This window comes from Candidatus Pelagibacter sp. PS_34 (genome assembly GCF_059417845.1).
On record NZ_CM182068.1, the window covers coordinates 283,068 to 308,356 of the forward strand.

General features: G+C 31.9%; 24 protein-coding genes. 7 read left to right on the forward strand and 17 right to left on the reverse strand.

Features of this window, described 5'->3' with window-relative positions; all coding sequences use genetic code 11:
* From AC5SL3_RS01475 to AC5SL3_RS01505, 7 genes are read left to right on the forward strand one after another with little or no spacing between them, the layout of a single operon-like run.
* Positions 1–588 carry a LysE family translocator gene (locus AC5SL3_RS01475; RefSeq protein WP_494577105.1) on the forward strand — a complete coding sequence of 196 codons (588 nt, stop codon included), beginning with the start codon at positions 1–3 and terminating at the stop codon, positions 586–588.
* A gap of 5 nt (positions 589–593) precedes the next feature.
* On the forward strand, positions 594–3,263 hold the full coding sequence (acnA, locus tag AC5SL3_RS01480) for an aconitate hydratase AcnA (protein ID WP_494578415.1): 2,670 nt from the start codon (positions 594–596) through the stop codon (positions 3,261–3,263).
* A gap of 2 nt (positions 3,264–3,265) precedes the next feature.
* A complete protein-coding gene (locus AC5SL3_RS01485) occupies positions 3,266–3,910 on the forward strand; it encodes a hypothetical protein (protein ID WP_494578416.1) in 645 nt (214 codons plus the stop codon).
* On the forward strand, positions 3,903–5,204 hold the full coding sequence (locus AC5SL3_RS01490) for a PQQ-binding-like beta-propeller repeat protein (protein ID WP_494578418.1): 1,302 nt from the start codon (positions 3,903–3,905) through the stop codon (positions 5,202–5,204). The genes AC5SL3_RS01485 and AC5SL3_RS01490 overlap by 8 nt, the downstream gene beginning before the upstream one ends.
* A 2-nt stretch (positions 5,205–5,206) precedes the next feature.
* A complete protein-coding gene (locus AC5SL3_RS01495; RefSeq protein ID WP_494578420.1) occupies positions 5,207–5,635 on the forward strand; it encodes a hypothetical protein in 429 nt (142 codons plus the stop codon).
* Complete coding sequence (gene zapE, locus AC5SL3_RS01500) at positions 5,632–6,690, forward strand: cell division protein ZapE (protein WP_494578422.1); 1,059 nt, start codon at positions 5,632–5,634, stop codon at positions 6,688–6,690. Before AC5SL3_RS01495 ends, zapE begins: the two co-directional genes overlap by 4 nt.
* Positions 6,687–7,106 carry a secondary thiamine-phosphate synthase enzyme YjbQ gene (locus AC5SL3_RS01505; RefSeq protein ID WP_271499126.1) on the forward strand — a complete coding sequence of 140 codons (420 nt, stop codon included), beginning with the start codon at positions 6,687–6,689 and terminating at the stop codon, positions 7,104–7,106. Before zapE ends, AC5SL3_RS01505 begins: the two co-directional genes overlap by 4 nt.
* On the opposite strand, the gene AC5SL3_RS01510 is transcribed toward AC5SL3_RS01505, so the two are convergent.
* The 17 genes from AC5SL3_RS01510 to AC5SL3_RS01590 form a co-directional block, all read right to left on the reverse strand.
* Positions 7,103–8,524, reverse strand: coding sequence for a cryptochrome/photolyase family protein (locus AC5SL3_RS01510; protein ID WP_494578423.1), 1,422 nt, complete (start codon positions 8,522–8,524; stop codon positions 7,103–7,105). The genes AC5SL3_RS01505 and AC5SL3_RS01510 overlap by 4 nt on opposite strands.
* Before the next feature lie 6 nt (positions 8,525–8,530).
* On the reverse strand, positions 8,531–9,673 hold the full coding sequence (locus AC5SL3_RS01515) for a diaminopropionate ammonia-lyase (protein WP_006997970.1): 1,143 nt from the start codon (positions 9,671–9,673) through the stop codon (positions 8,531–8,533).
* Between the two features lie 3 nt (positions 9,674–9,676).
* Complete coding sequence (gene glnT, locus AC5SL3_RS01520; RefSeq protein ID WP_006997971.1) at positions 9,677–11,002, reverse strand: type III glutamate--ammonia ligase; 1,326 nt, start codon at positions 11,000–11,002, stop codon at positions 9,677–9,679.
* 43 nt (positions 11,003–11,045) lie between these two features.
* A complete protein-coding gene (locus AC5SL3_RS01525) occupies positions 11,046–12,362 on the reverse strand; it encodes an FMN-binding glutamate synthase family protein (RefSeq protein ID WP_006997972.1) in 1,317 nt (438 codons plus the stop codon).
* A gap of 2 nt (positions 12,363–12,364) precedes the next feature.
* On the reverse strand, positions 12,365–13,045 hold the full coding sequence (locus AC5SL3_RS01530) for a GltB/FmdC/FwdC-like GXGXG domain-containing protein (protein ID WP_494578425.1): 681 nt from the start codon (positions 13,043–13,045) through the stop codon (positions 12,365–12,367).
* Positions 13,046–13,048: 3 nt separating this feature from the next.
* The gene (locus AC5SL3_RS01535) at positions 13,049–13,927 is read right to left on the reverse strand and encodes a class II glutamine amidotransferase (protein WP_494578427.1); all 879 of its coding nucleotides are present in this window, start codon (positions 13,925–13,927) and stop codon (positions 13,049–13,051) included.
* Between the two features lie 12 nt (positions 13,928–13,939).
* Positions 13,940–14,092 (reverse strand): hypothetical protein, encoded by a 153-nt coding sequence (locus AC5SL3_RS01540; RefSeq protein WP_494578429.1) that lies wholly within the window; start codon positions 14,090–14,092, stop codon positions 13,940–13,942.
* 66 nt (positions 14,093–14,158) lie between these two features.
* The gene (locus AC5SL3_RS01545) at positions 14,159–14,383 is read right to left on the reverse strand and encodes a hypothetical protein (protein WP_271521024.1); all 225 of its coding nucleotides are present in this window, start codon (positions 14,381–14,383) and stop codon (positions 14,159–14,161) included.
* A gap of 12 nt (positions 14,384–14,395) precedes the next feature.
* Positions 14,396–15,796 carry an ammonium transporter gene (locus AC5SL3_RS01550; protein ID WP_494578431.1) on the reverse strand — a complete coding sequence of 467 codons (1,401 nt, stop codon included), beginning with the start codon at positions 15,794–15,796 and terminating at the stop codon, positions 14,396–14,398.
* Positions 15,797–15,921: 125 nt separating this feature from the next.
* Complete coding sequence (locus AC5SL3_RS01555) at positions 15,922–16,323, reverse strand: hypothetical protein (protein ID WP_006997978.1); 402 nt, start codon at positions 16,321–16,323, stop codon at positions 15,922–15,924.
* A gap of 9 nt (positions 16,324–16,332) precedes the next feature.
* On the reverse strand, positions 16,333–17,757 hold the full coding sequence (locus tag AC5SL3_RS01560) for an FMN-binding glutamate synthase family protein (RefSeq protein WP_006997979.1): 1,425 nt from the start codon (positions 17,755–17,757) through the stop codon (positions 16,333–16,335).
* Positions 17,757–18,611 carry a GltB/FmdC/FwdC-like GXGXG domain-containing protein gene (locus tag AC5SL3_RS01565; RefSeq protein ID WP_011282296.1) on the reverse strand — a complete coding sequence of 285 codons (855 nt, stop codon included), beginning with the start codon at positions 18,609–18,611 and terminating at the stop codon, positions 17,757–17,759. The genes AC5SL3_RS01560 and AC5SL3_RS01565 overlap by 1 nt, the downstream gene beginning before the upstream one ends.
* Complete coding sequence (locus AC5SL3_RS01570; protein ID WP_011282295.1) at positions 18,599–19,543, reverse strand: class II glutamine amidotransferase; 945 nt, start codon at positions 19,541–19,543, stop codon at positions 18,599–18,601. Before AC5SL3_RS01570 ends, AC5SL3_RS01565 begins: the two co-directional genes overlap by 13 nt.
* A 24-nt stretch (positions 19,544–19,567) precedes the next feature.
* A complete protein-coding gene (locus AC5SL3_RS01575; RefSeq protein WP_027307086.1) occupies positions 19,568–21,037 on the reverse strand; it encodes a glutamine synthetase family protein in 1,470 nt (489 codons plus the stop codon).
* A gap of 72 nt (positions 21,038–21,109) precedes the next feature.
* On the reverse strand, positions 21,110–22,438 hold the full coding sequence (locus AC5SL3_RS01580) for an NAD(P)/FAD-dependent oxidoreductase (RefSeq protein ID WP_011282293.1): 1,329 nt from the start codon (positions 22,436–22,438) through the stop codon (positions 21,110–21,112).
* 99 nt (positions 22,439–22,537) lie between these two features.
* Positions 22,538–22,888 (reverse strand): hypothetical protein, encoded by a 351-nt coding sequence (locus AC5SL3_RS01585; RefSeq protein ID WP_011282292.1) that lies wholly within the window; start codon positions 22,886–22,888, stop codon positions 22,538–22,540.
* Positions 22,889–22,891: 3 nt separating this feature from the next.
* Positions 22,892–25,219, reverse strand: coding sequence for a trimethylamine N-oxide demethylase (locus AC5SL3_RS01590; RefSeq protein ID WP_011282291.1), 2,328 nt, complete (start codon positions 25,217–25,219; stop codon positions 22,892–22,894).
* Positions 25,220–25,289: the final 70 nt, after the last annotated feature.

A 25,289-nucleotide genomic window follows, 5' to 3' on the forward strand; every position in this document is an offset into this window, starting at 1 on the left:
ATGCATCCTGAATTATTTTTATTGATTGGAATTTCTTGTTCATTAGGTTTTACACCAGGACCTAATAATGCTGTTGCTTCTTACTCAGGTTTTAATTTTGGTATAAAAAAAACAATTCCATTAATAATGGGAGTTTGGTTGGGTTATACTGTGTTAGTAATTTTGATCAATTTTGTATTGATATCAACTTTTATCAAATATCCACTAATCCAGGAAGTGATCAGAATATTAGGAACTTTATTCCTCTTATATTTAGCTTATAAAATTTCATTTTCTGAAACATCCAAAGAGGGTAAAAAAATTAATCCAGTAAAATTTATTGATACTTTTACATTCCAGTTTTTAAATCCTAAAGGAGTAATGGCAGCTATTACATTGATCTCAAAATTTGTATTAGAAAACGATTACTTAAATAGTTCTTTAACAGTTATTATCGTTTGCTCTTTGACAGCTCTAACAAGTATTACAGCATGGGCTTTTTTAGGTAAGTTTTTAAGGAATTTTGCGACAAATAATAATTTTATTAAACGATTTAATTATGCTATGTCCTTGCTACTTATTGTTTGTATAATAGGGTTCTATATCTAAATTAAATGAAACCAGGAAATCAAAATTCTTATAACTCCCTAAAAACTATCAGTATTAATGATAGGGACTACAAATATTATTCTTTAGTAGAAGCAGAAAAGAACGGTTTAGATGGAATTTCAAAACTTCCAAAGTCATTAAAAGTTTTGTTAGAAAACCTTTTAAGATACGAGGACGATCTGTCAGTAACTAAAAGACAAATAGAAGCAATTAAAGAATGGCTAAAGACAAAAAAATCATTAACTGAGATAGCTTATAGACCAGCTAGAGTTTTGTTACAGGACTACACGGGAATACCAGCCGTTGCTGATCTTGCAGCTATGAGAGAAGCGGTTAAAGAAAAAAATAAAGATCCCAATACAATCAACCCACTTTCTGCAGTTGATCTAGTTATTGATCACTCTGTACAAGTAGATAAATCTGCAAACTCAGATTCATTTGAAAAAAATGTTGATATTGAATTTAAAAGAAATGGTGAGAGATATTCTTTTTTAAAATGGGGACAACAAGCTTTTAATAACTTTAGAATTGTTCCTCCTGGAACTGGGATTTGTCACCAGGTTAATTTAGAATATTTATCAAAAGTAGTCTGGTCTGAAAAATTTCAAAACGAGAACTATTTATTTCCTGACACGTTAGTTGGTACTGATAGTCACACTACTATGGTTAATGGTTTATCAGTTCTTGGTTGGGGTGTTGGTGGAATAGAAGCTGAAGCTGGAATGTTAGGTCAGCCAATTTCAATGTTAATTCCAGAAGTAATAGGATTTGAAGTTAAAAATAAAATGCCAGAAGGTACTACTGCGACAGATTTAGTTTTAACAGTTGTAAAAATGTTAAGAGATAAAGGAGTTGTTGGAAAATTTGTTGAATTTTATGGAGAAGGCTTAAAGAATTTAACTCTTGCTGATAGAGCAACAATTGCAAATATGGCACCAGAATATGGAGCGACATGTGGTTTTTTCCCAATTGATGAAGAGACATTAAAATATTTAAGATTCTCAGGTAGAGATGAGAACACAGTAAATATAGTTGAAAATTATGCAAAAGAACAAGGTTTATGGGCTAATGACCAAGTTGAATTTACTGATACCTTATCATTAGATATGTCTACAGTTGTTCCAACTATTTCAGGACCTAAAAGACCTCAAGATAAAGTTTTATTAACAGAGGCATCTACTGAATTTAAAAAAGTTTTTGAAGATGCAACTAATAGAAAAGAACAACATTTTTCAAAAGTATCAGGAACAGATTATGAAATTAAAGATGGCTCAATATTAATTGCAGCTATTACTTCATGTACAAATACATCTAATCCAAATGTATTAATTGGTGCTGGGTTATTAGCAAAAAAAGCAGTTGAACTTGGTTTAGAAACTAAACCTTGGGTTAAAACATCATTAGCACCAGGCTCACAAGTAGTTACAGATTATTTAGCAAAAGCAGGACTGAATGTATTTTTAGATAAACTTGGTTTCAATTTGGTTGGATATGGTTGCACGACTTGCATAGGAAATTCAGGCCCTTTACCAGAGGAAATTGTTAAAGCAATAGACAAGGAAAACATCTACGCTGTGTCAGTTTTATCTGGAAATAGAAATTTTGAAGGAAGAATATCTCCACATATAAAAGCTAATTACTTAGCATCACCACCACTTGTAGTAGCTTATGCACTTGCTGGTCACATGGAATTTGATTTATACAAAGAGCCTTTAGGAAAAAGTAAAGACGGTAAAGATGTATTTTTAAAAGATATTTGGCCATCTAATAAGGAAATTGAAGACACATTAAGAGAATCTCTAAATGCAGAGATGTTTGTTAAAAGATATTCAAATGTTTCAGAAGGCCCTAAACAATGGCAAGAAATTAAAACTGAAAATACCAGTATTTACAATTGGGATTCAAGTTCAACTTATGTAAAGAAACCACCATTTTTTGAAAATTTATCTGATCAACCTGAGGGATTTAAACCTATTAAAGATGCAAGGCCACTTTTAATTTTAGGGGATATGGTTACAACTGATCATATTTCTCCAGCAGGAAATATTCAAAAAGAAAGTCCGACAGGTGAGTATTTTATGGAACATCAAATACTTCCAACAGATTATAACTCTTACGGATCAAGAAGAGGAAACCATGAGGTAATGATGAGAGGAACTTTTGCAAATATTAGAATAAGAAATGAAATGGCACCAGGAACAGAAGGTGGGTTTACAAAATTATATCCAGAAGAAAAAGTAATGCCAGTTTATAATGCTGTTGAGGAATATAAAAAAAGAGGGACAGACCTTGTTGTTATAGGAGGAAAAGAATATGGAACAGGATCGTCAAGAGATTGGGCTGCTAAAGGAACAAAACTATTAGGTGTTAAAGTTGTAATAGCAGAAAGTTTCGAAAGAATTCATAGATCTAATTTAATTGGAATGGGTGTTTTACCTCTACAATTTACCGAAGGACACGATAGGGTAAACTTAAAATTAATTGGTTCAGAGTTGATAACCGTTCTTCAAATTGAAGACGGTATAAATGCATCAGATCATGTTCAAGTTGAAATAAAATATGCCTCGGGAGATATTAAAAAGATCAAAACGCTATGTAGAATAGATACTAAAAACGAATTAGAGTATTATAAAAATGGTGGAATACTTCAGTATGTATTAAGGAATATGATATAGCAATGGACGAAGAAATTACAATCATAGATACAAACGCAAGAAATGAGAGAATAAAGAATTTTTTTATAAATAATAAAAAAAAACTTATAATAATTATTTCAATAATATTAGTAATTATAATTGGCTATCTATCATTTGAAAATTCTAAAGAAAAAAATAGAATTAAATTAGCCAATCAATACAACTTAGCATTAATAGATCTTAATCCTGAAAATAAACAAAAAACAATTGATGAAATGGTTAATGTTGTAAAAAGTAATGATGCAACTTATTCTCCATTAGCTTTATACCATCTAATAGACAATAATTTATTAGAGAACAATGATGAGATAAATATATTATTTAATGAGTTAATTGAAAAAACAAAACTCGATAATGAAATTAAGAATTTGATTATATATAAAAAAGCATTATTCAATTCAGACTTTGTTAGTGAAAATGAATTATTGAAAATACTTAATCCAGTAATTAATTCTGAAAGTATCTGGAAGTCCCATGCATTATACTTGCTTGCAGAATTTTTTTATTCAAAAGATGAAAAACAAAAAGCAAAAGAATTTTTTAATCAAATTTTATTACTGTCCAATGCAAATAATGAAATTAAACTAGCATCACAAAAAAGACTTAACAGAGATATAGGTGAGTAAAATTTTTAAATTATTATTAATTTTTATTTTTATTACAAATTGTTCATTTCACAAAAGCTCAAAGTTTTGGAATAAAGAAAATATTGAAGAAGAAAAAAATAAAAACATAACAGAAATCTTCAAAAAAGAAGAAAAATTAAATTTTGAATTTAATCCTAATTTAAAAATAGAGCTCGATTCAAGAGCTGTAAGTAATAGTTTTTTTAAAAATCTTAGCAATAATAGCGGCAAAATTAACTACAACGGTAAACTTGAGAGTTTATCTAGATATAAATTTAAAAAGATAAAAGATTTTTATCAATACGAACCAGAAATCACATTTAATCAAAATAATATTATTTTTTTTGATAATGAAGGGTCTATTTTAAACTTTGACAATAAATCGAATTTAATATGGAAAAAAAACTTTTATTCAAAATATGAAAAAAAACAAAACCCATTTTTATTTTTTGGTTACAATGATAAAATTTTAATAATTGCTGATAATATAGCAAAATTATATGCTATCAATATTAATACAGGAAAATTATTATGGTCTAAAAATAATAATGCGCCATTTAATTCACAAGTAAAGATTTATAAAGATAGAATTTATGTAATAGATTTTGAAAATACTTTAAGAGCTTATTCAATAAACGATGGAAAAGAAATTTGGGCTCGAAAAACGCAAGGTTCACTTATAAGATCTCAAAAAAGACTTTCATTAGTAATTTTAAATGAAAAAATTTACTTTAATAATTCTTTGGGCGATATAAGTGCTGTCGATATTAATAACGGTAATTTATTATGGCAAACCCCTACACAAAGTAGTTTAGCCTTTGATACGGGTTTTTTTTTAAAGACATCTGATGTTGTAGCTGACAAAGAGGCATTGTTTTTTTCTAATAACCAAAATCAATTTTTTTCACTAGATATACAAACTGGTAACTTAAACTGGAAACAAGAGATTAACTCCAACTTAAGACCAGTAATAATTAATGACTTAATATTCACTATATCAATGGAAGGTTATCTAATTATTATGGAAAAAAATACTGGAAATATTATAAGATCAAATTATTTACTTAATAAATTTAAAGCTAAAAATAGACTTAAGATAAGACCAGCTGGCTTTATTGTTGGGAACAAAAATATTTACCTATCAACTAATATTGGACGTTTTCTAGTTATTGATATTACTACCGGCAAAGCCAGGACTATCCTAAAAATTGACAATAAAAGAATTTCTAGGCCAGCTATATTTAATAAAAATTTATATCTAATTACTGATAATTCTATTATTAAATTAAATTAGTAATGTTTCTTAAGTTACTTGATAAGCTAGGAAAAAAAAAAATTGTTTTAGATCGAGGACCCTCTCACCCCAAATTTAATGAAGCTAAACCTTGGATGAACAGATATTATGTCTTATTAAGGCATAGGCCAAAATGGTTTCCATTTAATATTTTATTACATGAAATGTTAGCTGACGATCATGGAGAAGGAGTTCATAATCATACATTTCCTTACATAACAGTGATATTAAGAGGGGGTTACTGGGAAACACTAAATACTGGAAGATTTTGGAGAGCGCCTGGATATATAGGTTTCAGGTCAGCTAATAATTTACACAGAGTTGATCTTAAACCAGGAACAAGACCGCTTACTTTGTTTATATCTGGACCCTTTGGATTAAGAAAAGGCCCTAGATCTGAATATGGTATAGATTTTAAAACGAAAAAATGAATTTAAATAAATTATTTCTTAGTTATTGTAAAATTAATAATTTAGAAATTAATCCCAGTCAATTAGACTTAATAGAAGAATTGAGTTTATTCTATACTCAAAACTTTAATAAATCACTTTTAAAAAAAATATTTACTAAACAAAATTATAAAACAGGGTTTTATTTACAAGGGGATGTAGGTGTAGGTAAAACCATGATACTAAATTTTTTTTATAATAATTTTGATAAAACTAAACAAAGATTTCACTTTAATGAGTTTATGATTAGTTTTCACGACTTTGTATTTAAAAACAAAGAAAATACACAAGAAAATATTATAGATAAATTTGTTCAAAAACTAAAAAATAAATCTAAATTAATTTATCTTGATGAGTTTCAGGTTACAAATATTGTAGATGCTATGATTTTAGGTAGCTTATTTAAAAAAATATTTGATGAGAATATAAAAGTTTTATTTTCATCAAATACTAAAATAAATGATCTCTATAAAGACGGATTACAAAGAGATCAATTTCTTCCCTTTATTAAAATAATGAAGGAAAAAACTTACGAGACGCAATTGATTATCCAAGATGATTATAGAAAGTCTGTAAAAAACAGAAATGAAAGATATTTTTATCCATTAAATGAATCAACTAATTTTAAACTTAATAAATTTTTTAGAAAAATAACTAAAAATCTTACTAATCAAGAAATGATCTTAAGTATTAAAGGTAGAAAGCTTACTATTAAGAATTACTTTAATGGAATAGCACGTTTTGATTTTAAAGAGTTATGTTCTAAAAATATTGGAGCCGAAGATTACATTAAAATAACTGAAGTATGTAATTTTATTGTTATAGAAAATATTCCAATTTTTAACAGTGATAATTCTAATCAACAACAAAGATTTATTACTTTAATTGATATTCTTTATGAAAAAAAAATACCACTTATGATAACTTCTCAATTACAATTAGATTTATTAAGCTCTTCTGAAGATTTAAAAAAAATATTTAAAAGAACTATTAGTAGGTTGTATGAATTAACATCTATTAAGTATACGAAGTTATGAGACAAGAGTTTTTTAACTTAGAATTGAGTACTAATGGCCAGAATCTCTATGAATTTACAAGCCAAACTAACAAATGGATCAAGGATAATGAATTTAATAATGGAATTATCAATATAAGCATTCAACACACCAGTGCTTCTTTAATAATTCAAGAGAATGCTGATCCAGATGTTCAAAGTGATTTGGTAAATTTTTTTAATAAGCTCGTACCTATGGACAATTCCCTTTACATCCATACAGCTGAGGGAAAAGATGACATGCCTGCACATATAAAATCTGCGTTAACTAATAATCAAATCTCTTTAAGCGTTAAAAACAATGAGTTATTACTTGGTACCTGGCAGGGTTTATATCTTTTTGAGCACAGAATTGAGAAGCAAAAAAGATTGATTATTCTTCATTATTTAGGAGATTAGTTTTTCTTAATTGTTTTAAAAGCATCTAGAGCAGCATTTCTGGCTTCAACGTGATCTACAATTGGTTTTGGATAGTTGATACCAACAACTACTTTAATCTGTTCTTGGTATTTGGTTTCAAGCTCCCATGGTTTATATAGAAACTTATTAGGCATGTCTTTAAGTTCTGGAACCCACTTTTTTGTATAAATCCCATCTTTGTCAAATTTTTCCCCCTGAAGGATAGGATTGAAGATTCTAAAGTAGGGAGCTGCATCTGCACCACATCCTGCAACCCATTGCCATTGAGCAACGTTACTGGCTTCATTATAATCAACTAAACAATTTTTAAAATGTTTTTCACCTTCCATCCAATGAATTCTTAAATGTTTAACAAGAAAAGAAGCAACAATCATTCGAACTCTATTGTGCATCCATCCTGTTTCATATAGTTCTCTCATTCCAGCATCTACAATAGGGTATCCTGTCATGCCTGCTTTCCAAGCTTTAAGAAATTTATCATTTTTAACCCAAGGAAAATTGTCAAAATCTTTTCTAAGATTACCTTTTAACATTTGTGGAAAGTAATTAATTAAACTATGAGAAAATTCTCTCCATCCTAATTCATTAATATACTTTCTATATCCAATTTTTTTAACTTTAATGTCTTGGCATTTCTTCCAAATTGTTTCTACATGTATTTGACCAAATTTTAAGAAAGGAGATAACTTGGAGGTTCCGTTAACACCTGGAATATCTCGTGCATCACCATAGTCCTCAATTCTATTATTTATTAATTCTTGTAAATATTTTTTAGCTTCTTTTTCAGATGGGTCCCAGTATTTCTCAAATTTTTTATACCAATTTTTTTTAGGTAAAATTTCTTTTATAGAAATTGAATTTTTAAATATGTTTATCTTTTTAATTTTTGATTTAACTCGTATTAATTTTGAAGGAGCTTTTGAAATATAATGCTGTTCAGTTTTTTTCCAAAATGGAGTGAATACTTTATAGGGAGTGCCATCGTCTTTAGTCATTTCTTGAAATTCTACAAGAATATTTCCTTTAAAATATTTATATTGAACTTCATTCTTAATAAATAGATCTCTTATTTTTTTACCTTTATTAATTACATCTGGCTCATAAACTTTACTCCAATAAACAGTAACATCATCTTTCTTTTTTAAAATTGATAATACCTCTAGTTCATCACCTAACTGAATTTCCAATGTGATATTTAATTTCTTTAGATCTATACTTAAATTTTCTAATGATTTAGACAGCCACCATTTTTGAGCCTCTCTTTTTTTATCAAAGTTTTTTGGGTTATATATATAAAGAGCACTTACATACTCATGATTTTGAGTTGCTGTCGCTAAGGCTTCGTTATATTCAATTCTAAAATCTTCTCTAATCCAAACAATGGCTTTTTTTGTCATATTTACTCAGATTTTTTGCAATCCATCACTTAGTAGTTTTTGATACATTGCACTATCAGTTAAACCTTCACAACCAAATAAAAGTACATTTGATTGTTCATTTAACTCTAGCTTATCTAAGTATTCTTTATTGTTAAATGAGCTTATTAACGCGATTATACCTGGGACAGCACATTCACCAGCTATTATTTTTAGATCGGATAAACGCTTTTCTGCTAGCAATGCTACAGTAGTTGAGATTGCTTCATCAGATATAGTTAAACAATAATTTGAAGAATTTTTTAAAATTTCCCAGGCAATACTTGATACATCACCACAAGACATTCCACCCATTACTGTTTCCTTTTTAATATCAACACTTGTGGGTTTATTATTCTTAATACTTTGAAATACACAGTCTGCATTTTCTGGTTCAACAATAATAAATTTTGGAATATTTTGTGATAATTTTGCAAAGCCAGCAATCATTGCTGCAGCCATTCCGCCAACTCCAGCTTGAAGAAATACGTGTGATATTGAATTAGATTTTACTTCATCTAAAATTTCTTTAATCATTATGGTGTATCCAGCCATAATTAATTTTGGTACTTCCTTGTAACCTTCCCAAGACACATCTTGTACAATTTCCCAATTATTTTCTTTAGATTGTTTTATGCATTCTTTTAATGAATTATCATAATTACCTTTAACTCTAATCACTTCAGCATCCAATTTACGCATTGCTTCAGCTCTAGATTCACTAACAAATTCACTTATAAATATTTTACATTTTAATCCAAGTCTTTGAGCCCCCCAGGCTACAGATCGACCATGATTTCCAGCTGTTGCTGTTGATACAGTTATATTCTCTTTTTCACTGGCAATCTTGTAAACAGCAAAAGCTCCACCTAAAGCTTTAAAAGATTTTAGATCAAACCGTTTATCCTCATCTTTGTAGTAAATATTTTTAAATTTTAATTCATCATTTAGTTTATTTAATTTAACCAATGGAGTGGGGGCATAATTATCCCAACTAGATATAGCCTTAATTGCTTCATCTATAAATTTTTCTGGAAGTTGCGTAAGTATATTTTCTTTATTAAATTTATAATTTTTATTCTCTAAAAATGATGTAATAGACCAAAGGTCTTTCTGCATGATTGATTTCATTTATTAACAATCAAGAGTGCTATTTTTTTCCCAGTGAGTTACCGAGCTTTTTTTATCAAATTTTTCTTCTTGATTAAAATCATTAATTTCAGACCTTTTTAACTTTAGATAGCTTTTAATAGTATCACCGCCAAATGCTTCCTTAATTTCTTTACTATTTTCTAGTTGATCTAATGCATCTTCAATTATGTCAGGTAATTTTTTTAGGTGAGGGTAATTTTTATGATCAGTGTACATATTACAAGATAAAGGTTCACCAGGATCTATTTTATTATTTATTCCATGTAAACCAGCAGCTATTACTCCAGCTTGAAGCAAATAAGGATTTACTGCTCCGTCCATTAACCTTAGTTCAAATCTACCTTTATCTGGAATTCTTATCATATGAGTTCTATTATTTCCTGTATAAGAAATACTACTAGGCGACCATGTAGCTCCCGATTTTGTTGGTGGTGCATTTATTCTTCTATAACTATTAATTGTCGGATTAAAAAACGCTGTCAAAGGCTGAGTAAGTTTCATAATTCCACCTAGAAAATTATATGCTAATTTGCTCAAACCTAATTTGTCTCCATTATCTAGAAATTTATTAATTTTTCCATTCCATAAAGAGATGTGAGCATGACAGCCATTTCCTGTTAGATTGCTAAAAGGTTTTGGCATAAATGTTGCTCTCAAACCATGTTTTTCAGCTAATGATTTCACCATATATTTAAAGAATACATGTCTATCAGCTGTAGTTAAACAATCTGTATAATCCCAATTCATTTCAAACTGGCCATTAGCGTCCTCATGATCATTTTGGTATGGGTTCCAACCCATAGTAATCATGCTATCGCATATTTCTTTGATTAAATCATATCTCCTCATTAAAGCAGACTGATCGTAACAAGGTTTTGATTGAGTGTCTCTTGCATCAGCAATTTTACTCCCATCTTCTGAGATCAAAAAATATTCACACTCTACACCTGACTTCATGACTAAATCTTTTTTATGTAATTTATTAATTTGCTCTTTGAGCATTACTCTAGGTGAAGCCTTAACTGGTTTACCATACATATATAAATCAGAAGCTAACCAGCCAATTTCTTTGTTCCAAGGCAATTGAATTAAACTTTTAGGATCTGGTAGAGCAAACATATCCCCATCTGCAGGAGACATATCTAGCCAAGTTGCAAAACCCGCAAAACCCGCCCCATTCTTTTGCATGTCAGCAATCGCTTGTGCTGGTACTAATTTAGATCTCAAGACACCAAAAAAATCTACAAAACTAATCAAAAAATATTTTATTTTTTTAGCTTTAGCAATTTTAGATAAATTAATAGGCATATTTTATTTCTTAATTTACAACTGTTAATTAGTCTTCACAATACTATTTTTTATTTTTTAGTCCTGGTATCCAATCTGTTCCAGCCAGCGGAACTCTTGCCATTGCTGCAGCTTCTACTGTTAAAGCTGCTAAATCTTCAGGTTCTAAATTTCTTACATCTGATTTTCCATTTGCTCTTGCTAATGTTTGCAACTCTAGGGTTAATGTGGATAAATAATTTTTTAATCTTTTACCCCCCTCTATAGGATTGAGTCTTTTTTCTAGTATAGGATCTTGTGTAGCAACACCTACAGGACATTTTCCTGTATGACAGTGATGACAGTAACCTGGCTCTGTTCCAAGTTTTTCGTAATCTTTTCTATAAAGATCTGCATTACAATTTAAAGCCATCATAGCAGCAGATCCTATTGATACAGCATCTGCTCCCATTGCAATTGCTTTTGCAACATCAGCACCAGTTCTAATTCCACCAGAAACAATTAATTGAACTTTTCTATGCATGTTCAATTCTTTTAAAGCATCTACAGATTCTCTTAAGGCACCAAGAGTTGGTATTCCCACATGTTCTATAAAAACATCTTGTGTTGCAGCTGTTCCACCTTGCATTCCATCTAACACAACAACATCAGCGCCAGCTTTTACTGCTAAAGTCGTATCATAGTATGGCCTTGCTGCTCCAACTTTTATATAAATTGGTTTTTCCCAATTTGTAATTTCTCTCAATTCTTGAATTTTTATTTCTAAATCGTCAGGTCCTGTCCAATCTGGATGTCGACAAGCACTTCTTTGATCTATGCCCTCAGGTAAAGTTCTCATACCAGCAACTCTTTTATTAATTTTTTGTCCAAGAAGCATTCCACCCCCTCCAGGTTTTGCACCTTGTCCCACAACTATTTCTATAGCATCTGCTTTTCTTAAATCATCTGGATTCATACCGTATCTAGAAGGTAATAATTGATATACTAGATATTTAGAAGATCCTCTTTCTTCTTTTGTCATGCCTCCATCTCCAGTGGTTGTCGAAGTTCCCATAGCAGAAGCACCTCTGCCTAAAGCTTCCTTTGCATTGGCACCTAAAGCTCCAAAACTCATTCCAGCAATAGTAATTGGTATATCTAATTTAATAGGATTTTTTGCAAAACGGTCCCCAAGTATTACAGAGGTATTACATTTCTCTCTATAACCTTCTAATGGATATCTAGACATGGAAGCTCCTAAAAATACCAAGTCATCAAAGTCTGGAACTTTTCTTTTAGCACCCAATCCTCTGATTTGGTAAATTCCTTCCTTAGCAGCTCTTTGAATTTCTTTAATTGTTGAAGATGGAAATGTTTTAAATTCTTTTAAATCTTTTTTCATAACTAATATGAGCTCACATTATCAATTTTAAAATTATATAAATTTCTCGCAGATCCATATCTTTTAAATTTTTTAGCATCTTCAGATATATTCAAATCTTTAAAAATCTTATTTAATTCTTTTATATTTTTATCATCCATTTTTTTTTCTATACAATCAGAACCTAAACTTTTAACCTTACCTTTAACAAATATTTTAGCCTCATAAATTGAGTCTCCTAAATCAGCATCAGCGTCTCCCAAAATAACTAAATTACCTTTTTGTGCCATAAATGCTGACATATGACCAACAGATCCCTTTACAATAATGTTAATCCCCTTCATTGATATGCCACATCTTGAACTTGCGTCTCCTTCAATAATTAAAGAACCACCATGACCAGTTGCACCAGCAGATTGAGAAGCATTGCCTTTGATAATTACTTTACCAGACATCATGTTTTCAGCTACACCCGTTCCAACATTTCCGTGTACGGTAATAGAAGCATTTTTATTCATCCCAGCACAATAATAGCCAGTGTGCCCTTTTATTGAAACTTCAATATCATCTTTTAAACCTGCACAAATAGCGTGTTGACCTTGGGGATTTAAAATTTGGAAACTTCTGTTATTTTTTTCTCTACTAACATTTTGTAGTAGTTGATTAATTTCTCTTAGTTTTTTTTTATTTAGATCTAAATTCATAATTTACCAGTGATAAACAATACCAGGTTTTGGTTCAAAAATTTTAGCTGTGTTTACATTTGGCAAGTGCGCCATACATTGAAATTCTGAAGCAACCGCTACATAATCTTTTGTTTCTGCAACAACTGCTGGCTTGCAAGCTATTTCATCTCTCAACAATGCAAAACCATCTTTAGTACCAGCTATAAAGGTGTAGAAACCATCTAAATCTTTTAGGCTATTTTTTAGGGTTTCTTCTAGATTTTCTCCTTTTGAAATTTGATTAGAGATGTAACCAGCCGCAACCTCAGTATCATTTTCTGAATTAAATTTCTGACCTTCTTTTTTTAAAGACCTTCGTACATTGTTATGATTTGAAAGAGATCCATTATGAACCAAGCACTCATCCTCTGATGTAGAGTAGGGGTGAGAACCTTGAGTTGTAATTGCACTCTCTGTTGCCATCCTAGTGTGTCCTATAGCATGAGTTCCTGAAAAAGAAGATAATTTAAATTTTCTAACCACGTCTTTAGGATTTCCTGTTTGTTTGAAGATATTAATACTTTTACCATAACCCACCAAAGAAACTTCTTTTAATTTAGAATCTAGGATTTCTAATACCTTTTCGGTTTTTTCCTCTGTTTCAAGAATTACATGATCCGAAAAAGTTTTAAGTGTTATTTTTTTTAAAAATTTAGATATTTTTTTTTTAAATTCTTTATCTGTTAATTGATTTAAACAAATAGAGTATTTAAATTTGTTTTTATTTTGTTTTGTGTATATTGCAAATCCAGCACTATCAGGGCCTCTAGTCGCCATACCATCAAGCATTCCAGATAAAAATTTACCAAGATCTTTTTCGTATTTTTTTGTTTTAAGATAAATTCCTACTATTCCACACATAGATTTTTAAGTTTATTTAATTAAGGATATTAAGAATTCTTTATAGTAGAAAATATTTCCTACTACAATGATGATAATAGCCGCTATCACTCCATACTTTGCTTTTGGAAAAACGACACCTCTCATTTTACTCGGTCTTAGATCTTCGTTATTTTTTCTATCCATGATTGTAAAATCTTTATAAAAAAAAAGGGCGCCACAATTAAGTAGCGCCCAAATTTTTAATTGATATTACCAGTCGGTAATATTGCTCTTATGATCATTAGCGCCATGTCTCTTTCTTGCTAATCTTGAAAGTTTTTCACTTTCAGATCTAGCAGTTAAAACATGCCAACCGATCCAAAAAACTACACCAAGAAAAACTAGTAAAGTTTCAGTGGATCCAGCCCCCGGATAAACTGCTCCGACAACCTCTTTTGCACTTAAATGATCTATCCAGTTTGTAACTGTAGCCATATTTTTTCTCCTTTACCTAGTTGAAGAGGCGACCGCTTTTTCAGCTTCTCTATCGTCCTCCATTATTTCATAGTCTAGTCCTGCTATTTCAACTTCACGCGGTATTCTTAATTTACCAAAAGCGCTTAGTACTCTAGCAATAACGTAACCTGGTAACATTCCAAGAACTCCGAACATTATAATTGCTCCAAGGAATTGTCCCAGTGGATTGATTGATGCATAAGTTGATCCGTCCCACATAGCTCCAACACTGTATCCAGATGAAGGATAGCCATTTAAAACAAATCCACAAATTACAAGACCAACAAATCCTGCGTAACCATGTACCGCTACTGCACCAACTGCATCATCAATTTTGAACTTACGTTCAACCCAGTAATGCATTTTGTATGAAATAACTACACCGATTGCACCAATAAGCATTGCTTGTATCGGGTGATACAAATCATTACCTGCAGATGCACAGATGATACCAGCCAGTCCACTTGAGTAAGTCCAGAATGGATCACCTTTAGCGACCACGTATCCAGCCAATAATCCACCTGATAGTGACATCAAGAAGTTATAAGTTATTCCACTCAGGGTGGTTGGGGTTACATATATGTTTGTTGCTGTCCAGTACGTTACACCTTCCATTCCATACTCAGGTCCAAGATCAAATATCGGTATATTACATGCCGCATAAAATCCCCAGAAACCAGTATAGATTAAAAATAATCCAACTGTAACTAGCCATGGGTTTCTTGGTCCTATATTTCTTGGCTCACCACTTGATGAGAACTTCCCAATTCTAGGTCCTAAAACGATTAGAACACCTAAAGCAAATCCACCCGCAATTGCGTGAATTACTCCTGATGCGTAAGCGTCATGATATCCTAAAATTTTAAGCATCCATCCATCAAAGTGCCATCCCCATGCAGCATCAATTACCCAGAAACACGAACCAATTGCAATTGCTAAAATACCAAATGCAAAAGTTGTAATTCTTTCAATGATTGCTCCAGAAACAATTGAAGCAGCTGTCCATGAAAATAGTAAGAATGCAGCCCAGAATACTCCACTTATACGGTCACCTAAGTTGACAGCCATAAATTCAGTATTTGCCACATACCATTTCGCACTAAAAGTACTTTCGTCAGTAATTAATGCTGAACTCTCATTCATTATTGAAGGTGCTATTCCAGGTCCTGTTGGGAATGCCCAGTAAATCCACCAACCAAAGAAAAACCAGGTTACCGTTACTAGTGGTATTACCATGGTATTTTTCATTAAAGTATGCTGGTGATGTTTATATCGTGAGGCTCCAACTTCATACATACAAAACCCGACGTGAATCAGGAACATTAATACTACTGTTACCCAGTAGTAAAATTCTGTAAATATAACTGTAAGAGCGCCTAATTGATCATCCATAATCTCTCTCCTATTAGTTTTAAGAAAGACTATAAAATTTATAGAGACGTGACAAACTATACATTGCTTAAATAAGCAAGTAATAACTACAAGTTTTGAAAAATAATCAACCTTTGATTGAGGTACTAAAACTTAAGGTAAGCTTTTTTCAAATCAACAAGAGGGTGTTTTTTAGACATTTGAAACTTAACTAAAAGCTCTCTTGCGATCATATCTCTGTCTTGTTGGTTGTTTGGCAATTTGATTGATTTTGGAATTGTAACCCAACCATTTGCATTTCTACAAAATACAGCAGGTCTATCTTCTTCATAACCCATGTGTATATCTTCTAGCCAATTAAGATCATCCCATCCCATTGCTTCAATATACTTTTTTAAGAATGGAGTGATTTTTTTATAATCAGGGAGTAAGTTAACATCATATCTATAACCAATATGTTGCCCAATCATTTTTTCTCTAGCAGTTTCTTTAGACTTTCCACCTAGATTTTCTTTTTTTACTTTTATTTTCGTTTTTTTCTTAACCATATTTACCTCTTATATTTTGTGATAGTTATCAACACCAACAGTGAAGTTGGTTCCTGTTAAAGGAACTTTTGCTAGTGCAGAAGCTTCCATTGTTAGTGCAGCTAAATCCTCTGGTTCTAATGAGTGAATATTAGTTTTACCACAAGCTCTTGCTAAAAGTTGAGCCTCTAATGTCATTGCATGCAAGTAATTATAAACTCTTAAAGCAGCATCATCAGGATTTAATCTAGCTCTTAATTTAGGATCTTGGGTTGCAACACCAACTGGACAACGACCAGTGTGGCAGTGATAACAGTCACCAGCCTTAACACCCATTTCTTTTTCAAAGTTTGCTTCTGGAATATCTTTATTGCAGTTTAAGGCTATTAAAGCACCAGTTCCAATTGCTATTGCATCAGCACCTAAGGCTAAAGCCTTCGCCATATCAGCACCATCTCTAATACCACCTGCATAAATTAAAGTTACCTGTCCAGTTTTACCCACATCATCAATAGCTCTTCTTGCTTCTCTGATTGCAGCAATTCCTGGGATACCAGTATTTGCAGCAGCTATATGTGGACCAGCTCCAGTTGAACCTTCCATACCATCTAAAAAGATTGAGTCAGGATTACATTTTGCAGCCATACGAACATCATCATAAACTTTTGATGCACCTAGTTTTAACTGAATTGGTACTTTGTTTTTTGTAAGTTGTCTTAATTCTTCAACTTTTAAAGCTAAATCATCTGGACCTAGCCAGTCGGGGTGTCTTGCTGGAGATCTTTGATCAATACCAGATGGTAAAGATCTCATTTCTGCAACTTGATCAGTAACTTTTTGACCCATTAAATGTCCACCCATTCCAACTTTTTGTCCTTGACCAATAAACACTTCTATTGCATCAGCAAGTTGAGCGTGGTGAGGGTTAAACCCGTATCTTGATTGAATACATTGATAGTACCATTTTTCAGAATATCTTCTTTCATCTGGAATCATTCCACCCTCTCCTGAACAAGTAGCACTTCCAGCCATTGTTGCTCCTCTTGCTAAAGCAGTTTTAGCTTCATAAGAAAGCGCACCAAAACTCATACCTGTAATATATACTGGTATATCTAGTTCAATCGGGTTCTCACAATTAGGACCGATAATAGTTTTTGTTTCACATTTTTCTCTATAACCTTCAATTACAAATCTAGTAAGAGTTCCTGGTAGGAATACTAAATCATCAAATGTTGGAATTTTTTTCATTAATGCCATTCCACGCATTCTGTATCTTCCAAGTTGAGCTTTGATGTGAATATCGTCTATAACTTCAGGAGTAAAAATAGCATTGTGACCTAATAGACTTTTATTTCTTTTACCATCTTCATGTGCATGAACATCAGCTTTTCCACCAACACTACCTTTAGCTTTTTTTAATTTTTTTTCATTTTTTTTTGTTTTCTTTTTAGCCATTAGATAGCTCCTTTCTTTTCATGAGGTTCTAGATTGTCATAGTTCCAAAGTTTTTTACCAGCTACAATTTTAGTCATTTTACTAACATCAAATTTTTCACCAATTTCTGCAACTTTTAATTTTCGTTTTAACCAATCTTGATCACTAGCAGTTAGATCAGCAGGCACAGCATCACTTCCAAATGATCCTATTTTTCCACCAATAAAGATTGTGCCATCATACATAGAGTCACCCAAGTTTATTCCAACATCACCAAGAATAATTATTCTTCCTCTTTGCATCATAAAACCAGTGAACGCTCCAGCATCACCACCAACAATGATAGTTCCACCCTTCATGTCAATTCCAGTTCTTGCACCAACACTTCCTTTGCAAATTAAATCACCACCTCTTATAGCGGCACCAAAGCAAGACCCTGCATTTTTCTCTATAACAACTTTTCCTGCCATTAAGTTTTCTGCACAAGACCAACCAACTCTACCATTAATTCTAACAGTAGGTCCATCACATGAACCCATACCAAAATAACCTAAACTTCCCTCAAAAATTAAATTTAATTTATTTAAAATACCAACCCCTAAACTATGTTTACCTTGAGGGTTTTTAATAACAATTGTGCCAAATCCTTGGCTCATTAAGTTATCAATTTCTTTATTAGCTTCTGGAGCTGTCATATCTTTAACATCTAGCTCTGTTCTTTTATTAAAATCTACATCGTAAGTTCCAAAATAATAAAGGTTTTCACCTTCATCAGGATTAAAAAACTTTTGTTGAGTTCTTCCTGTTAAAACTTCTGAGTGCATACCCATTGACTGGGCTTTAGTTTTTTTCTCTGTATTCTTTAAATTTGCCATACTTTTACCTCTCCATCAAATGGATCATATGTATCTATCTCTTGTGGTAGAACTGATCTGATTGCTATTTCTTCTGAACCCATTGCCACTAAATCATCTGACTCATAAAGAACCAAAGGTTTTGCAGCCATAGTATCTTTTGCCATTCCTAAAGAATCTTTAGTTGCAACAAAATATGTAAACACTCCATCAAGACCTGTTAATGAAGCTTTCATGCCCTCTTCAAGGCTTGCTCCTTCTTTCATTTTTTGAGCAATATAAACCGCTATTAATTCTGAATCGCACTCAGACATAAATCTCATGCCTTTATTTTCAAGCATTCTTCTATTGTTCCAATAGTTAGTTAACTGACCGTTATGAACTACTGATACATCACTGAAAGGATAACCCCAAAAAGGGTGGGCTGATTTAATATCTACACCAGATTCTGTAGCCATTCTTGCATGGCCAATTGCATGAGTTCCAACTACTTTACCTAAATCATACCTATCAAGAACCATTTGAGCATTTCCTAAATCTTTAATTACCTCTAAGGATTTTCCCATAGATAAAATTTCAACACCTGGAATACTTTCAATCTTTTGTGAAAATTCTAGTAGATCTTTTACATCATAATCAAGCTCATATCTCAAAGAGTAGGGTAAAATTCTTTCCTCTTTTACTATTTTAGCACCTAGTTCAGATAAATATTGATCAACAATTTTCTTTCTTTTGTCATAAACAGAAACATCTTCCATTATGGATGAACTTCCTTCACCAACATTTTCTCCAACTTTAAAACGCATGATAAAATTTTTACCATCAGTATCTCCATATAAAGCATAACCTGTAGAATCTTCTCCTCTATGTTTTAAAGCTTGAAGCATTCCTTGTAGTTCACTTCCTACATTTGATGATTTTCCTCTATGTATTAATCCTGCTATTCCACACATATATTTCCCCTATTTTATTAAAGATTACGGTAGACAATCTAGATAAGTATCTAGGTCCCACTGAGTTGTTGCCCCTAAAAATCTTTCCCATTCATCATTTTTATACCAATGGAAAACTTTATACATTTCATCTGGCATAGCTGCTTTGATCACTTCATCTTCTGCCAGACGATCTAAAGCTTCACCTAGACTTAAAGGTAATTTTTTAACTTCTTTACCAGCTGCCTGAGCATCGTACATACTTCTAGATTCTGGTTTTCCTGGATCAATATTATTTGTTATCCCATCATCAAAACATTTCAATAATCCTGAACCCATCAAGTAAGGATTATGCATTGAGTCAACTGAACGATATTCAAATCTTCCTGGTGCAGAAACTCTTAATCCACATGTTCTGTTTTGAAATCCCCAATCAGCATAAACAGGAGCCCAAAAACCTGTATCCCATAATCTTCTATAAGAGTTTACAGTTGATGATCCAATTGCAGTTAATGCACCTAAATGTTTCATTACTCCACCAATTGCTTTTAATCCAACCTTACCTGGTAACTGAATATCTTTAGTATCAGGCATAAAGTAATTAGTTCCACCTTCAACATAAGTGAAAACTTCATCCATCGCTGGTATTGATTTGTGGGATAATTTATTAACTTTATCTTTTCCACCTTTCCACAAAGACATATTAGTATGACAACCACTTGCTGACACTCCCATAAAAGGTTTTGTCATAAAGCAAGCTATCAAATTAAACTCTCTTGCAACTTGAGCACAAATTTGTCTATAAGTTGAAAGTCTATCTGCATTTCTTAATACGTCATCATACATCCAGTTTAATTCTAATTGTCCTGGTGCATCCTCATGATCACCTTGAATCATGTCAAAGCCCATTGCTCTAGCGTATTCAAAAACTTTCATAAATACTGGTCTTAACGACTCGAATTGATCAATATGATAGCAGTAGGGTTTAGAAAAACCTTTACCTGTTGGTGAACCATCTTCATTTTTAGTTAACCACATCATTTCAGGCTCTGTTCCAACTCTTAATTGGTAGCCGTGTTTCTTTTTAAATTCTTGAGCGTGTATTCTTAAATTTCCACGGCAGTCTGAAGTTAAGTGTGCACCTGGGTTTTCTCTTTCTTCTCTATTTCTAAAGCAAGTAACAAACACTCTTGCAACTTTTTTATCCCAAGGGAGTTGGCAAAAAGTTTCAGGATCAGGAATACCAACTAGCTCTTTTGCTTCTGGACCATAACCAATATAATCTCCATGACGATCAACAAATAAGTTAGCTGTAGCACCGTAAACTAATTGAAAACCTTTTTCGCAAGTTCTTTCCCAGTGATCAGTAGGAATACCTTTACCTACAACTCTTCCAGTTACTGAAATAAATTGAAAAAAAATATATTCAACACCTAGCTCATTAATCTTAGCTCTAACTTGCTTTACTAATTTGTCTCTACCAGGTTGTCTTACGTGTCTATCTAAATCTGTCATTATCTCTCCCTCTAATGAATTTTTATTTAACGAACCGTAACTGAAAAATTTATTAGTGTCTAGGCTTGAAGTTTAACTCCAAGGGAACGGACTGTTAGAAGTTGGGTGAAGTTCACCTTTCTCGTAACGGTTGAATCTAAACGGTTTTAATAAATCACTTTCAGTTCCAAGAATTTCTTTTGCAACAAGTTCACCAACACCAATCATTTTGTAACCGTGGTTAGCATCAGCAATCATGTAAACATTTTCTAAAAATTTATCAAAAATTGGAAATGAGTCAGGGGTCATGCAACCAAGTCCACCTGAAGGGCCTTTTCTATAAAGATCAGATTTTCCTTCAAATCTTTTTTGACAATGAGCTAAAGCTGAGCACCACATATCATTAAACTCTTCTGTAGTTTGAAATTCAGGAGACTCAATTCCATAGGGGTCAACATTAACTTTATCAAAATGTTTATCAACTATGTAGGGTGACGTTCCACCTTGTACTCCCAAACCTTCGATATCAGGTTTATAATAAATTCCCCAAATTTTATCAGTAATTAATTTTTTTGTTTTATCAGAATATAAAGGAGCCGTAGAATCGACATGAATTACAGGTGGTTGACCACCATTATCCATTTTTAAAAAATCCTCATCAACACCAATTACACCTTCCTGTAGCATCCAGTATTTCCACATTTCAGTTTCATGAAATTTACCATCTTTATCTTTAATTTTTGCAGTTTTTGGTAGCTCTAGCATATTCCAAAAATCTCTCACCCAAGGACCAGCACCAACAACAACTTGATCGCACTCAATAATACCTTTGTCTGTTTCAACACCTGTAACAGCTTTACTGTTACTACCTCTTTTAAAACCTGTAACAGTTACCCCTTTAACAACCTTGACCCCATTTGATGTTGATTTTTCTTCAAGCGCTTTTATAGAATCTTTATTAAATGCATAACCACCTTTTTTTTCATGAAGAACTGAAGTTATCCCTTGAGCTTGCCAGTCACCAAACATATTTTTCATATACTTCATGCAGTCTGCTTCACCTTCTATAAATTCTGAATCATATCCTATTGCTTTTTGTTGTTTAGCTATTGAAGCAACATCTTCGTGCATAACTTCCGGTGAAATTTGCAAATAACCGACAGAGTTATATTTAAATGCTTTGGGATCACTTTCCCAAACCGATACTGAGTGAGCCATTAATTCTCTCATAGCGGGCTGAAAATAATTATTTCTAACAACACCACAAGCAATTCCACTTGCACCTGCTGCGATATCTTTTTTTTCTAGAACAACTATGTCATTTTCGTTTTTATAAGTTTCAGAAAGTTTCCATGCTGTACTTAAGCCATGAATCCCACCACCTATAATTACGACTTTTGCTTTTTTTGGTAAAGTTGACATAGCAAAACAATATTTTTTTGGATAAAAAAAAATACAATTTTTTATAGATCTATAAATTATATATATAAATTATATATTATAGATTTTTTTAAAAAGTGACTAATAACTTAACTTTTGCAGTGTATTTAAATATTCTTTAAACTCATTAATAAAAGTCTCACTAGGCACTATGTTTTTTATTCGCTGGTCAGTTGAAGTCTTTTCAAGACGAAAGAATCCTTTTTCACAAGCTTCATTAATAATCAATGCAGATTTTGGTCTAGAAGTTTTGAATAGTTTTGTCTTTAGCCCTTCAACAGATAACTTTTCATTATGTTTGTAAGCTGACATTACAAGTAGCATCATATGATAATGAGAAGGGGATTTTCTAAAAAAATAGTTGCTTGAAGTATGGGATTGCTTCATTTGGTCTTCCCAAAAACTTAAAAGATCTTTACTGTTATTAGGCATTTATTACGCTCTAACTCTTGATTTTGTTGGATCGTAGAAAGGAAAAGGTACAACTTTCGCTCCAATTCTTTTTTGATGACCATCAAGTTTACCAATTTCAACTTCAGTTCCAATCTCAGAATATTTTACATCTATTCTACAAAGCGCAATATTTTTTCCAAGTTTAGGGGATAGCATTCCACTTGTTATTACACCTACTTGACCACGACCTACATGAACACAATCTCCATGTAATGCCGGTTCATGACCTACTAATTCCAGACCAACTAATTTTTTTTGTGGATTTGCTTTTCTTTTAATTAATTCTTCTTTACCTATAAAATCATCTTCCTTAGTTTTAAGTGGAACTGTAAAACCAATTCCAGCTTCAAATGGATCTGTTTGATCGTCAAACTCATAACCATAAAAAATAAGGCCAGCTTCTATACGAACCATGTCTAAAGCTTCTAAACCTAATGGGGTAATATCAAACTCTTTACCAGCTTCCCAAACTTTATCCCAAACTTCTGCAGCATCTTTTGGATGACACCATATTTCATAACCAAGTTCACCCGTGTAACCTGTTCTTGAAATAACAATTGGCGTACCTGTTTCATGATCTATTCTTGCAATATTAAATCTGAACCATTCAAGTTCAGTGATTGATGGTTGGATTGGCGCCGTCCATACAAACTTTTCTAAAATTTTTCTACTATTTGGACCTTGAACGGCAATGTTATGAATATGATCTGTTGCAGATTTTATCCAAACTTTGTAATTTTTCTTCTTAGCTTGTTCTTTTAACCATTCACCACTGTATTCATCTCCACCGATCCATCTAAAATTATCTTGTCCTAATTTAAATAAAGTACCGTCATCTAGCATACAGCCATTTTCATAACACATAGCTGTATAAACAACTTGTCCGATAGATAGTTTTTTAACATTTCTAGTAAGTGTGTATTGCATTAAATTTTCTGCATCAGGTCCAAGAATTTCAAACTTTCTAAGAGGTGATAAGTCTGTTGCAATCGCACTTTCTCTACAAGCCGTATACTCTTTTATTGTTCCTGAATTTGTAAAATTATTAGCAAGCCAAAAACCTTTATACTCAACAAAATTTCTTGTTAGCTCAGAAGTTTTTTTATGAAACCCTGTCTCTTGTGTTAATTTAGGCTCTGAGTCTGTTTTCATTCTAAATGCTATTGCTTTTGAATATTTTTTTTCCTTTGAATAAGTCCTAACAAAAATATCAGTTGGATTCCAGCCATTTGCAGCATCTACATCACATGGGCAAGCAGAGGATATACAAGTTAAATCTTTTAAAGCCCTAAACAAAACATAATCCCCTGGTCTTGACCAAGGCTCATCAAAAGATGCAACATTATTAGCGTCAATAGCAGTATTGAAAAAAAGATTTATTGCAGACCAGCTTTTTCGAGAATTGATGTCATATTTATCCAGCCTATTATTAAAATTATCTGTACAATTTATGTGCCCCATATATCCCATGTCTTCATAGTATTTTGATGTGCAAGCAAGATTGAAAGTATCATGTCTTCCAACGGTATCTCTCACAACTTCAATCATAGCTTCATGATCGCCGTCATAAAACTTTGAAAATAATCCTGGCCCAGGGTAGGCACCACCCATAAAGGTTCGTGTTGTTTTATCATCAATAATGCTTTCAATACCGTCATTTAATTTTTGTGTATCAAAAGCTAAAAAATCAGAACACTGTCTTCCACCTGGATCAATTATTTGAATATATTCACCAGCTTTAACACTGTAGGTTTCAGCAGTTCTTCTTTTTACAAGTTGTTCTATAATTGGATCACTAAGTGGATCTGGTAAGATAAATTGTTCATCAGTTTCAATAAATTTAGCTTTATTTAAATAAATCGTTAAATCTGTTGGAGGATTTTGTTCATGAACATTCATTGCATCACCAGGTGCAGCAATCATTACAATGCATTTATCTTTTGAGGTTAGTGTTATTTTTTCACCCATCAAGCAATCATCGTTAAAAATGATAGATGCTTTAGCATTACTTAAATTTAAGTTTTTTTTCTTTAAAATTTTTGAAATTTTTTCATCGTTTGAGATAGTTTTTTTTGAAAAATCTGCGTTAGAATTTTCTTTTAAATTTAAAATAGATAAATCAGATTTACCTTTTGAATTAAAAACAATTATTTCACAAATTTGTTTTCCTTCTTCATTTATTATTTCTATTTTATCTTCTGGTAAAACTTCTATAATTGATAAACCTCCACCTCTTACAAAATATCTTTCAACTCCAGGTGGTAACGTTCTTAAACCAGGACTTCGTATATCTTTACTAGTATGTAGCATTGCCAGTGTAAATTTTGATAAATTACCTTAAGCATAATATATTCATAAGGGATTGACTATAAATTTAATA